The organism is Acidobacteriota bacterium (assembly GCA_040752915.1).
Lineage (GTDB): Bacteria > Acidobacteriota > UBA4820 > UBA4820 > DSQY01 > JBFLVU01.
In genome coordinates, this window is sequence record JBFMHB010000042.1 from 17,293 (window position 1) to 28,704 (window position 11,412).

General features: G+C 66.5%; 13 protein-coding genes and 1 tRNA gene. 4 read left to right on the plus strand and 10 right to left on the minus strand.

The features are described from left to right. The first annotated feature begins 2 nt into the window (after positions 1-2). Complete coding sequence (locus AB1824_08980) at positions 3-764, plus strand: Stp1/IreP family PP2C-type Ser/Thr phosphatase (GenBank protein MEW5765096.1); 762 nt, start codon at positions 3-5, stop codon at positions 762-764. A 136-nt stretch (positions 765-900) separates the two neighbouring features. Here the strand turns inward: AB1824_08980 and AB1824_08985 are convergent. The 8 genes from AB1824_08985 to AB1824_09020 form a co-directional block, all read right to left on the minus strand. Next, positions 901-987, minus strand: a tRNA-Leu gene (locus AB1824_08985). 52 nt (positions 988-1,039) lie between these two features. Next, complete coding sequence (locus AB1824_08990) at positions 1,040-2,782, minus strand: M1 family metallopeptidase (GenBank protein MEW5765097.1); 1,743 nt, start codon at positions 2,780-2,782, stop codon at positions 1,040-1,042. A 17-nt stretch (positions 2,783-2,799) separates the two neighbouring features. Next, complete coding sequence (gene fabG / locus AB1824_08995) at positions 2,800-3,543, minus strand: 3-oxoacyl-[acyl-carrier-protein] reductase (GenBank protein ID MEW5765098.1); 744 nt, start codon at positions 3,541-3,543, stop codon at positions 2,800-2,802. Positions 3,544-3,566: 23 nt separating this feature from the next. Beyond that, a complete protein-coding gene (fabD, locus tag AB1824_09000) occupies positions 3,567-4,502 on the minus strand; it encodes an ACP S-malonyltransferase (GenBank protein MEW5765099.1) in 936 nt (311 codons plus the stop codon). A 46-nt stretch (positions 4,503-4,548) separates the two neighbouring features. Then, entirely contained in the window at positions 4,549-5,535 is a 987-nt protein-coding gene (locus tag AB1824_09005) for a beta-ketoacyl-ACP synthase III (GenBank protein MEW5765100.1), read from the minus strand. Next, entirely contained in the window at positions 5,510-6,544 is a 1,035-nt protein-coding gene (gene plsX / locus AB1824_09010) for a phosphate acyltransferase PlsX (protein MEW5765101.1), read from the minus strand. The genes AB1824_09005 and plsX overlap by 26 nt, the downstream gene beginning before the upstream one ends. Positions 6,545-6,551: 7 nt before the next feature. Continuing rightward, a complete protein-coding gene (gene rpmF / locus AB1824_09015) occupies positions 6,552-6,734 on the minus strand; it encodes a 50S ribosomal protein L32 (GenBank protein MEW5765102.1) in 183 nt (60 codons plus the stop codon). A 19-nt stretch (positions 6,735-6,753) separates the two neighbouring features. Continuing rightward, the gene (locus tag AB1824_09020; protein MEW5765103.1) at positions 6,754-7,272 is read right to left on the minus strand and encodes a DUF177 domain-containing protein; all 519 of its coding nucleotides are present in this window, start codon (positions 7,270-7,272) and stop codon (positions 6,754-6,756) included. 143 nt (positions 7,273-7,415) lie between these two features. Between AB1824_09020 and AB1824_09025 the strand changes: the two genes are divergently transcribed. From AB1824_09025 to AB1824_09035, 3 genes are read left to right on the plus strand one after another with little or no spacing between them, the layout of a single operon-like run. Further along, entirely contained in the window at positions 7,416-8,030 is a 615-nt protein-coding gene (locus tag AB1824_09025; GenBank protein MEW5765104.1) for a phosphatidylserine decarboxylase, read from the plus strand. Further along, on the plus strand, positions 8,027-8,839 hold the full coding sequence (gene pssA / locus AB1824_09030) for a CDP-diacylglycerol--serine O-phosphatidyltransferase (GenBank protein MEW5765105.1): 813 nt from the start codon (positions 8,027-8,029) through the stop codon (positions 8,837-8,839). The genes AB1824_09025 and pssA overlap by 4 nt, the downstream gene beginning before the upstream one ends. Next, the gene (locus AB1824_09035) at positions 8,836-9,807 is read left to right on the plus strand and encodes an Asd/ArgC dimerization domain-containing protein (protein MEW5765106.1); all 972 of its coding nucleotides are present in this window, start codon (positions 8,836-8,838) and stop codon (positions 9,805-9,807) included. The genes pssA and AB1824_09035 overlap by 4 nt, the downstream gene beginning before the upstream one ends. Positions 9,808-9,838: 31 nt before the next feature. On the opposite strand, the gene AB1824_09040 is transcribed toward AB1824_09035, so the two are convergent. Next, positions 9,839-10,027: a YHS domain-containing protein gene (locus AB1824_09040; protein MEW5765107.1), complete on the minus strand. Its 189-nt coding sequence runs from the start codon at positions 10,025-10,027 to the stop codon at positions 9,839-9,841. Positions 10,028-10,207: 180 nt separating this feature from the next. Next, the coding region (locus tag AB1824_09045; GenBank protein MEW5765108.1) for a TonB-dependent receptor at positions 10,208-11,412 on the minus strand (1,205 nt) is incomplete at its 5' end.

Below are 11,412 nucleotides of genomic sequence, written 5' to 3' on the forward strand. Positions count from 1 at the left end.
CCATGCAGATTCGCTCGTATGGCACCACGGACGTGGGGAGGAAGCGCACGAACAACGAGGATGCCTTCGCGATCCGCCCGGACCGTGGTCTGTACGTGGTTGCGGACGGCATGGGAGGGCATTCCTCCGGAGAGGTGGCCGCCCAGTTGGCGGTGGGGGAAATCCTGGCGTTCTTCGAGAACGGGACGCTTTCGGAGGATTCCACCTGGCCCTACGCCTATGACGAGACCCTCTCCTTCGCCGCGAACAAGCTCCTGACGGCAGTGGCCCTGGCCAACGAGAAGATCCAGACCTACGCGGCCCAGCATCCCGAATCCAGGGGCATGGGCACCACCGTTGTGGCGGTCCTCGTCAACGGCGACCGCCTGGTCGTGGGCCACGTCGGCGACAGCCGGGCCTATCTCCACTCCCGGGAGACCTTCCGGCTCCTCACCCACGACCATTCGTGGGTGGGGGAACAGGTCCGACAGGGGTTCCTGACCGAGGCCGAAGCCGTGAACCATCCCTTCCGCAACGTCATCACGAAGGCCCTCGGCACCCGGGAGCAGGCCCAGGCGGACCTGCTGGATCTCACCCTTGAGGTGGGAGAGCGGCTCCTTCTCTGCTCGGACGGTCTCAACAGCATGGTGAGGGACGAGGAAATCCGCGAAGTCCTCGATCGGGGGCTGGATCTCGAAGCGTCCTGCCAGGCCCTGGTCGCCCTCGCCAACGAGCGCGGCGGGGAGGACAACGTGACCGTCGTCATGCTCGAACGGGTCGGCTGACCGCGCCCGCCGCCCGGGAGAGACCCTTCCCCCCCGCTATCCATGATGAGGAACTTCAGGCCGGTTGTCTTGCCTTCGCGGGCGACTGCGAAACGGACGGGCGGGCGCCTCGAGGCGCCCGCCGGAAGGCCGTGGTTGGTGCCGAAGGTGGGACTCGAACCCACAAGGCCCGAAGACCGGGGGATTTTGAGTCCCCTGCGTCTGCCAGTTCCGCCACTTCGGCCCAGAGGCAAGAATAAGCGGGATCACGAGGTTTCGTCAACGCGCCCGGGTGCCTACTGGAGGACCTTCAGAACGTAGTTCTCCTCATCGAGACCCACGGAGGCGACGGCCTTGGGCACGTCGAAGTCGAAGGACTGGACCCTCTGGTCGTTCCAGACCGTCCGGATTTCCGAGGTGCCGTCCTCGAAGTGAAGGATCAGGTCCAGCGGCATCAGATAGACGTCCCGCCGGGTGGTTCTCCGGGCGACCTTGTGGGGCTGTCTCTGTTCCAGCGTGACGACGACCCTGAATCCGGAGGACGCCCCCGCCTCCTGGCTCCAGCGAAGCCGGTAAATGGGGCGCTTGACCGTATAGACCCACTGGTCGAAGAACCAGGAAAGGTCCCCTCCCCACTCGCCCTCGAAGGCAGCCCGGAGGTCTTCCGTGGTCGCGTTTCCATAGGCGTGGGCCGCACGGTAGGCGCGCAGGGCGTCGAAGAAGGCCCCGTCCCCCACGACGCGGCGGAGCATGTGAAGCACCCAGGCGCCCTTGTCGTAGATGGCGCCGGTGTCCGCGAAGGCCGTGTTCCCGTTTCGAAGGTAGGGGCTTCCCCGGAGGTAGCCATCGTACTGGCCGTCATCGAAATAGGCCATGGCGCGGCCCATGGGGATATTCTCCTCCCTCGCGAGCCAGAGGGCCTCGAAGTAGGTGGCGAAGCCCTCGTTGAGCCAGACGTCGTTCCAGGTTCCGCAGGTGACGTCGTCGCCCCACCACTGGTGGGCCAGTTCGTGCAGATAGAGTTCGCCGTAGGATCCGGACCCGCCCACGAAGCGATCGCCCACGCTGGTGAGGGTCTGGTGTTCCATCCCCCCGCCCCACGGGAAGGCAACCATGCCGTACTTTTCCCCTAGAAAGGGGTATTCTCCGCACATCTGAGCCATGAACGTGATCATCTCGGGAATCACGGAGAAGTTCACCAAGGCCCGGTGGAGGTCCTCCGGATAGACGAAGTGCTGGAGGGGCATGGTGGTGATCCCATCCAGGGCCGTATACAGATCCCCGAATTGGGAGTAATTGGTGACGTTGGCCGAGATGAGGTAGTTGGAAATGGGATAGGACTCGACCCACCGGTAGGTGGTCGTGCCGTCGGGATTCGGCTCCACGTCGGCCAGGCTGCCGTTGGACGCGCCCACCATGCCCGGCGGGACCGTGAGGTCGATTCGAGCCAGCGATTTGTCCGCGAGGTCGTCCACGCACGGCCACCACGCGAATGAGTCGAAGGGCTCCGAGAGGGTCGTGGCGGAAGCGACTCCATCGTGGCGCGAAAAGAACATGCCCCCTCCGAGCGTGCCGGTGACCTGGGGCCTCCCGGAGTAGGAAACGGCCAGGGCGTGGGCCTTGCCCGCGGCCAGGGGAGGGGAAAAGTCCACCGAGACCTTGTCCTTCTTCCGCCGGAAGGCGACGGCGCTCCCATCCAGGGCCGTTCCCCCCAGGGAAAGGGCCCGGTGCAGGCGCAGATCGAGCCGGGCGAGGGTCGCCGTGGGCACGAAAGTGAGGGTGACGGTCCCGGAGACGTGCTCGTTCTCGGGGTCCACGAAGAGGTCCAGGTGGGTTTCGAGGATGTCCAGGTCCTGGCTGGGCTGAACTCCGTATTTTTCCGGGTGGGAGAGGGCCTCGATCCGTCTTGCCGCCCGCGCCATCTCCGCTTCCCGGAAGGCCCGGACCTCCGGACGGCAGGAGCCCGCGTCCGGCGGGGGAGACCCCAGGACGGAAACGGACAGGAAGGCGAGCGGTACGAGCCACCGAAAGGCAATCATGGCGGACCCTCCCAATCCTACATGTACATCCCGCCGTTGACCGAGAGGGTCTGGCCCGTGATGTAGGCGGCCTCCTCGCTGAGCAGGAAGGAGACGGCACGGGCCACGTCCTCGGCGGTCCCGAAGCGCCTCATGGGAATGAGGGCGGCCATCTGCTCCTTCTGGGCATCGGAGAGCTTCTCCGTCATGGCCGTCACGATGAACCCGGGGGCCACGGCGTTGCAGGTCACGTTCCGGGAGGCCAGTTCCCGGGCCACCACCTTCGTGAGCCCCACGATCCCCGCCTTGGAGGCCACATAGTTCGCCTGGCCGGGATTGCCCATGAGCCCCACCACCGAAGCGATGTTCACGATGCGTCCGAAACGTTGGGCCATCATGGGTTTCAGGGCGAGTTGGGTAAGCTGGAACGCGCCCGTCAGGTTCACGGCCAGCACGGAATCCCAGTCCTCGGGTTTCATCCGCATGAGCAGGGAGTCCCGGGTGATCCCGGCGTTGTTGACGAGGAGCTCGAGGCGTCCCTTCTGCGCGAGGATCCTCTCCACGGCGGCTTCGCAGGAGGCCCGTTCGGCCACGTTGAGGAGAAGGCCTTCCACCCCCAGCCCCTTCGATTGGAGCCCCTCCACGGCTTTCTGCAGGGCATCGGGGTTCAGGTCCGCGGCGTAGACGAAGGCCCCTTCGGCGGCCAGGACCTCGGCGATCTTCAGACCGATTCCCTGGGCTCCTCCGGTGACGAGGGCAATCCGGTTCTCGAAACGAGCCATGGCCGATCCTCCCTGGAAAGGGTCTAGATGAGGGCGGCGACCGCCTTGTCCAGGCTCGCCGGATCCTCGACGTTGAGCATACGCCAGTTCCGGTCCACCCGTTTGGCGAGGCCAGAGAGGACCGTTCCCGGCCCCACCTCGACGACGGTGTCGACACCCTGGGACCTCATGAACTCCATCGTCTCGCGCCAGCGGACGGGTGCGTCCACCTGGCGCAGAAGGCGATCCCTCGCCTCCTCTCCTGTCCGCACCGGCGTGAGGTCCACGTTGGCCACCACGGGCCAGGAGGGATCCGCGAAGGGGATCGCGCGAAGAACCGGCTCGAGGCGTTCCCGGGCCTTCGCCATGAGGGGCGAGTGGAAGGGGGCGGACACGGGTAGGGGAACGGCCTTGCGGCACCCGAGGGATTTGGCCCTCTCCACCGCGGCCTGAACGGAATCGGCGCGTCCGGCGATGACCACCTGCCCGGGGGCATTGTCGTTCGCGGGAACCACCGAACCGTCCTTCGCGGCCTCGGCGCAAGCCTTCACGACATCGGCGAACTCCATGCCCATCAAGGCGGCCATGGCTCCCTCACCGACGGGAACGGCCTCCTGCATGTAGAGGCCCCGTCGGCGCACCGCGCCGAGGGCGTCCGAGAAGGAAAGGGTGCCGGCGGCGACGTGGGCGCTGTACTCCCCGAGGGAGTGCCCGGCCAGATAGGCTGGGGCGAGGTTCGGGACGGCCGAGCGGAGGACCCGCCAGGCCGCCACGGAAACGGCCAGAACGGCGGGCTGGGTGTTGGCCGTGAGGTTCAGGGCCTCCTGCGGGCCCTCCCAGAGCAGGCGGCGGAACGGCTCACCCAGGGCCTGGTCCGCCTCCTCCAGAGTCGCGGCGGCCGCGGGAAAGCAGTCCGCGAGCGCCTTGCCCATTCCCACGTACTGGGATGCCTGGCCCGGAAATACAACGGCGATCTTCATGGGCGGTTCTCCGTCCTGTAAGGACCACAGTGTTCGGGGGCGGGCGTTACCAGCGCACGAGGGCGGAACCCCACGTGAGTCCCGCGCCGAAGGCGGCGAAGAGGAGCACGTCTCCTTCAGCCACCCGCCCCGAACGGACGAGCTCATCCAGGGCGATGGGGATGGAAGCGGCGGAGGTGTTCCCGATCCGGTCGATGTTGAGGTAAAGGGTCTCGGGGGGCCACCCCAACCGGTCGGTGACGGCGTGGATGATCCGGGTGTTGGCCTGATGGGGGACGAACCACCGCACGTCGGCGGGAGAGAGGCTGGCCCGCTCGATCGCTTCCCGGCAGACGCTCTCCAGGGATCGGACGGCGATCTTGAAGGTCTCGTTTCCCTTCATCTTGATGGTGTGAAGGTTGGCGTTGATCATGGCGTGGGAAACGGGGACGCGCGACCCCCCCCCGGGCAGGGTGATGAAGTCGGCCATGGTCCCATCGGCGTGGATCGCCGTCGAGAGAAGCCCGCTGGGTCCCGGCCCGGCGGAGAGGATCACGGCGCCCGCGCCGTCCCCGAAGAGGACGCACGTCGCCCGATCGGTCCAGTCCAGAAACTTGGAGAGGATCTCCCCGCCGATGACAAGCGCGTGTTTGGCCGCGCCCGTCCGGAGGAAGCCGTCCGCCGCGGCCAGGGCGTAAATAAATCCGGAGCAGCCGGCGGCCATGTCGAAGGCCGCGGCGTTGGGCGCCCCCAAGGCGGCCTGAACGAAGCAGGCCGTGGAGGGTATGGGCTGATCTTGCGTTACGGTGGCGACGATGATGAGGTCGAGTTCCTCGGCGGAGAGCCCCGCCATCTGGAGCGCCCTTCGCCCCGCCTCGGCGGCGAAGAGCGAAAGGTACTCGGATTCCGCGGCGACCCGCCTCTCCCGAATCCCCGTTCGGGTGGCGATCCACTCGTCGGTGGTATCCACCATTTTCTCGAGATCGAGGTTCGTGAGAACGCGTTCGGGAAGGGCGTGGCCCGTTCCGCTAATTCGCGACCAAGTTCTTCCCATTTCCCGTGTCCTTCACGCGCGAGTGGATCTGCTCGCCCACCCGCTCATTGAGACCCGCCTCGCAGAAATCTCGGGCGAGCTTGAGGGCGTTCGTAATGGCCCGGGGCTGGGAGCGGCCGTGGCAGATGATGGTCACGGCCTTGACGCCCAGTAGGAGGGCGCCCCCATATTCGGCGTAGTCCATCTTCGATTTCAGGCTCTTGTAAACGCCGGAAGAAAGGACGTACCCGACTCGGGCCAGCAGGCTCTTTCGAAACCCGTCCTTGAGGGTGTGGGCGATGTACTCATAAACGGATTCGCCGGTCTTGAGGACGACGTTTCCGGTGAAGCCGTCGGTGACCACGACGTCGGCCTCTCCCCTGAAGAGCCCGTGGCCTTCCACGTTCCCCGTGAAGTTCACGCCGGACGACTGGAGGAGCTTGAAGGCCTCCTTGGTCAGGTCGTTCCCCTTGATGTCCTCTTCGCCGATGGAAAGGAGGCCCACTCTCGGCCTTTCGGTTCCGGTCATTTGAGAGTAGTAGATGCTGCCCATGACGGCGAACTGCAGGAGGTGGGAAGGGCGGCACTCGCTGTTGGCTCCCACGTCGAGGAGGAGGGAGACCCCCTTCGAGTGGGGGATCCAGGTGGCGAGGGCGGGTCGTTCGACGTCGTCGATGCCGCCGATGACGAGCTTGGCGGTGGCCATGACCGCCCCGGTGTTTCCGGCGGACACGAGCCCCTTTGCCTCCCCCGCCTTGACGAGGTCGGCGGCGATGCGGAGGGAACTGCGCCTCTTCTTTCGGATCGCGGTCATCGGGGGGTCGTCCATGGTCACGACCTCCTCCGCATGGACCACCTGGAGACCCCGTTCGTCGGCCTTGCAACGGGAGAGTTCGCGCCGGAGACGCGTTTCATCCCCCACCAGAACCACCTGGACGCCGAATCGGCGATAGGCCTCCACGGCCCCCACGACCTCGGGGAGAGGGGCGCGGTCCCCCCCCATCGCATCCAGTGCGATGCGGGTCGTCATTTCGATCTCAGGCCTCCTCGACCTTCAGAACGCGCTTGCCGTCGTAAAATCCGCAGGCCTTGCAAACGGCATGGGGGAGCTTGGGCTCGTGGCACTGGGGGCACTCGGCCACGGCGGTGGGGGTGAGGGCGTCGCCGGTGCGGCGCTTGTCGCGGCGGGTCTTGGAGTGGCGGCGTCTCGGGTTGGGCATGTTCTTCTCCTATATCCTCTTATTGGGGGGATGTAAGCCGGGTCAGATGGTCCCACCGCGGGTCCGTGTCGGGCGGGCACGGACAGTCTCCCTGGTTCAGGTCGGCTCCGCAACGGGGGCAAAGGCCCCGGCAGGATTCGCCGCAGAGGACCTTCTCCGGGACCTCGAGGTACATCTGCTGAGCGACGAGCGACTGGAAGGTGATCCGGTCCTCCTGGTAGTACACGATCTCCGGCGCATCGGGGCCCGCCTCCACTTCCTCCTCGGCGGGGGCCATGGCGGCCGGCTGGTACTCGAGGAGGAAGGAAGCCTCACCGGAAAGAACCACGGGCTTCAGGCATCGCGAGCAGGGGAGGGAGGCGCGGTACGGAAAGGCGCCCTGCAGGGAGTGTCCGTGCTTCGTGGGCGAAACGCCCAGGTGTAGTCGGACGGGATCCACGAGGACCGCGTAGTGATACCCAAGATCGAGCGTGAGGGCAACGACCTCCACGTCGAACTCCACGGGTTCCATCACGTCGGACAGGCGGATCCAGTCCACGGCAGACCTCTCGTAAGCGTTTCATAATAGCACAGTTAGGCCCATTCGGTCAAGGACGGCCGGGGGCGACCTTCTCGGCGCCCGAGACGGATCCTCGTGCCGAAGCCGAGTTCTTTGCGCTATGATGAAGGTCCGGAGGTGTCATGTACATCCGTGAGGAAGCCTTTCCCTTCGCGGGCCCCCTGGCCGTGGGCGGCGCGGTCTGCGCGGCGGCCGGCGCGCCGGTGGCGGGGGCCGCGTTCCTGGCCGCCGCGGCCGCCGTATGCGCCTTCTTCCGGGATCCGGAGAGGACCGGTCCGGCTTCGGAGGCCCTGATCCTTTCGCCCGCCGACGGGCATCTTCTGCCCGTCGTCCGCGAGGGCGGGAAGGTCCGGCTCAGCGTCTTCATGTCGGTCTTCAACGTTCACGTGAACCGGGCTCCGTGGCCGGGACGGGTCGCCTCCCGGACGCACCATCCCGGACGATTCATGGCCGCCTGGAAGGACAAAGCCTCCCTGGACAACGAACAGGTCCGAATGGTGTGGGACACGGCTCGGGGACCCATGGAGGTCGTGCAGATCGCCGGGCTCATCGCCCGACGCATCGTCTCCTGGGCCATACCGGGCCGGGAGTTCGAAAGAGGCGACCGGATCGGCCTGATCCGGTTCGGTTCCCGCGTGGACCTCTACCTTCCCGAGGAGGAGGTGGACCTGCTCGGCCGGGAGGGGCAGAGCGTTCGGGCGGGGGAGACCCCCCTGGCCCGCTGGAGGGACCGTTGAGCCCCCGTTCCTTCCGGAAATTCGTTGCGCCGGCCCGCCAGATCCCCTTCCGGAAAGGGGTGGCCATCCTGCCCTCCCTCTTCACCGTGGCCAACATGTTTTGCGGCTACTACGCCATCATCCTCGGCTTCAAGCACGCCTTCGAATGGGCCGTCACCCTGATCGTGATCGCGGGGATCCTGGACAGCCTCGACGGCCGCATCGCCCGCATGACGGGAACCACGAGCGACTTCGGCAAAGAACTCGATTCCCTTTCCGACTTCCTCTCCTTCGGCCTGGCGCCGGCCCTGGTGCTGTACCACTGGGGTTTCAAGGACCTGGGGCGGACGGGTTGGCTCTTCGCCTTTCTCCTTCCCGTCGCGGGGGCCATGCGTCTGGCCAGGTTCAACGTCCAGGCCGAGATCGCCGACAAGAAAAACTTCGTCGGGCTGCCCATCCCCGCCGCCGCCGCGGCGGCCGTGCTCCCCCTGTATTTCCTGCCTGCCGGCCTTCCGGAGGCCTACAAGCTTCTGGCCCTCCTGTACGTCGTCCTCCTCTCGTTCCTCATGGTTAGCCGAGTGAAATACCGCTCCTTCAAGGAGTTGGATCTGAGAGCCAGGAGGTCCCCGAAGGTCATTTTCCTGCAGGCCCTCCTCCTGATACTGGTGGCGTGGCACCCGCCCTTCGTCCTCCTCACCGTGGCCGTCGTATATGCATCCTCCGGGCCGGTCGTCATGGCGTGGGAGAGAATCCGTCCCCCGAGAGCCGTGGCGGCTGAAGGCGGCCCCGGGCCGATGGAAGAGGAGGAGGACGGGGAGGTGGGGCCGTGACCGCGGTCCGACGCCCCGTGGCGATCGTCGGCGCGGCCAGCCTGGAGGCGCGCGAGATCCTCGATGGGCTCACGGCCAGAGGATGGGAGAAGGAGGAGATCGTCGCCTTCGGAGAAAAGGTGGGCGGTTGGGAGATCGCGGTGGAAGACGAGGGGGCCGATGTCTTTCTCCCCTTGCAGGAGGAGTACCTCGCCCCGTGCGGCGCCGTTTTCTTGTGCACCCGGAACCCGGAATCGAGAGAGTTCGTCCGGCTCTGGGCCTCCTCCAGTGGTGCCGCTCTCTTCGATCTCACGCGTCCGTCTGGATCGCCCGGAGCGCTCTGGAACCCCCACCAAGAAGACGGTGGGGAGCGGGCACCGGGTGGGGAGTGGGCCTTTCCCGAACCCGAGAGCTTCTTTCTGGCCACCCTCCTGAGCGGTTTCGCTCCCGAGCAGGTGGGCCGGCTCGATTGCTCTCTGCTCCAGCCGTCCTCCGTGCGGGGGGAACCGGGGGTCCGGGAATTGCTGCGACAGTCGGCGGATCTTCTCAGCTGTCGTCCGGTGTCCACGGAAGCGTTCGGCCTGCGGCTGGCGTTCAGCCTCGTTCCCGCTGGCGGGGGGACGGAGGACAGCCCCTTCGGCCGGCAGGTGGGCGAACTCCTGGGCTGGACCCCCTCCCTCAGCTGGACGGCCGTGGAAGTCCCAGTCTTTCATGGAACGGTTCTCTCGTGTCACCTGGAGGTGGACGACGCGCTGGAGGCCGAGCAGGCCATCGGAACCTCGGCCGCCGCCTCCGGGATCATTGACCGGTTTCCCGGCGAGCCATGGCTGGGGCCCGGGGATGGATCGGTGCCGGAGCGCCCTCTCCTGGGGATGCGGCCTCTCTCGGACCGCGTTCTCTGGATCTGGCTGTGGTTCGATCAGGTCAAATCGGGAAAGCCCTGGATGGCTTTGCGGGCCTTCGCGGGAGGCGGACCGGCGCCGGGATGAGGGCGCTGACCGGTCCGGGCCGGTCCCGGCGTTAGAAGCCGGAATCCTCCACCAGGTTCACCTCGGCGGCCGCCTCGTCGGTATAGGCTTCCGGAAAGCTGAGAAAGACGCCCCGGCATTCCTCGCTGCAAAAGAGGTACTCCTTCCCGTCGTGATCTACGGTCGGAGCGCCCGGGTATTTCTCCACAGCGCTCCCGCAGATGGGGCATTTGTGATCCATCTGGAGTCCTCCTGATGGGAGGAATTTCAAGACGCGTGCCAAATCGCCGCACCCCCGCGACCGTCCGGAATGAGGCCGGCTCGAGGGGGCGGGGGAGGGGGGTGTTCTGAACCAAATGAAAAACGTTACCGCGAGTAACAGTTTGCGAGCAAGGCGCCGGCCGCCGGTGCTCCTCGGGAATCAGAACCGATAGGACAGGTTCACCACGAGGGTCCGGCCGGGCTCCCAGACTCGGTGGCCCGAACGGAAAGGGTCCCGCTGGTAGGAGAGGTGGTCGCGATAGGCGCGGTCGAAGAGGTTCCGGAGGATCAGGGTCGCCTGGATCCCGTTCCAGTTGACGCCGGCCCGCGCGTTGGCGATGCCGTACCCAGGCGTCGGACGCTCCCGCAGATCCTCGTCCACGCGGTCCTGGCGGTCGGCGAAGACGCCCTCCACCTCCGCGAACCAGCGCCCCGTATCGTACCGGACGGCGGCGCGGGCCCAAAGCGGCGGGATCTCGGCCACGGCGGAGGAGCGGATACTCAGGGACGGATTCATGTCCTTTGTGGCCCGGACGGACGCGGCATCGAAACTGAGAAAAATGCGGTTGCCGGCCACGGCGGAGAGGCTCAACTCCCCGCCCCAGAACCGGGCGTCCACGTTCGCATAGCTTCGCGCGACCATGTTCATGTATCCGGGCACGCTGTTCAGGCGCGTCTGGTTGTGGACGGTGATGAAGGAGTGCACCCGGTCTCGGAACACGTTGGCGCTGGCGTAGAAGGCGGACCGGCGCACGGTGAAGCCGAGGTTCACTCCCGTGTTTCGGGGCACCTCGAGGGCGGGGTTCCCCACCCAGTCCGCACCCATCCTGCGGAGGGCGAAGGAGAGTTCCTGGGGATCGGGAAAGCGGGATGTGGAGCCCACACCCGCCCGGATTTCGGCCCCGCCCGGGAGGGAGGCGGTGAGGCGAAGGTTTCCCGAGGGATAGGTATCCTTCCGGGTCCTGGATCGGGTGTCCTTGTAGGCCCAATAGAGGTCCGTGTTGGCCAGCCGGGCGTCGGCCGTGGAGCGGCTGGCGTCCAGACGACCCCCGGCGTCCAGGGTGAAGCGATCCGAGAGGCGGAACGAATGAGAAACGTACAGGCCCAAGTTGTTCGCATCCACCGAAGGAAGAGAGTACTGGGGCATGTACATGGCCATGGCGAAGCGCGTGACGGCGTACCAGTGCCTTCTCGCCACCTCGAGGCCCACGGCCGTGTCCCCGAACCGGAGTTCGGTCCGGGCCCCTTCGGCCTTGGTGCGGCCATAGGTCCCCATGGTGTACCCGCGGGGCGCCATGGGGGAGATGGAGGAGGTCCGGTAGCCGTCGGTCATCCAGTGCGAAACGTGCGACACGTACGCCTGGG

Coding starts and splice junctions, on each gene's coding strand:
- AB1824_09025 (MEW5765104.1), top strand. CDS start 7,416: ATGTACATCCGTGAGGAAGCCTTTCCCTTCGCGGGCCCCCTGGCCGTG.
- AB1824_09040 (MEW5765107.1), bottom strand. CDS start 10,027: ATGGATCACAAATGCCCCATCTGCGGGAGCGCTGTGGAGAAATACCCG.
- AB1824_09005 (MEW5765100.1), bottom strand. CDS start 5,535: ATGGGAAGAACTTGGTCGCGAATTAGCGGAACGGGCCACGCCCTTCCC.
- plsX (MEW5765101.1), bottom strand. CDS start 6,544: ATGACGACCCGCATCGCACTGGATGCGATGGGGGGGGACCGCGCCCCT.
- rpmF (MEW5765102.1), bottom strand. CDS start 6,734: ATGCCCAACCCGAGACGCCGCCACTCCAAGACCCGCCGCGACAAGCGC.
- AB1824_08990 (MEW5765097.1), bottom strand. CDS start 2,782: ATGATTGCCTTTCGGTGGCTCGTACCGCTCGCCTTCCTGTCCGTTTCC.
- fabD (MEW5765099.1), bottom strand. CDS start 4,502: ATGAAGATCGCCGTTGTATTTCCGGGCCAGGCATCCCAGTACGTGGGA.
- AB1824_08980 (MEW5765096.1), top strand. CDS start 3: ATGCAGATTCGCTCGTATGGCACCACGGACGTGGGGAGGAAGCGCACG.
- fabG (MEW5765098.1), bottom strand. CDS start 3,543: ATGGCTCGTTTCGAGAACCGGATTGCCCTCGTCACCGGAGGAGCCCAG.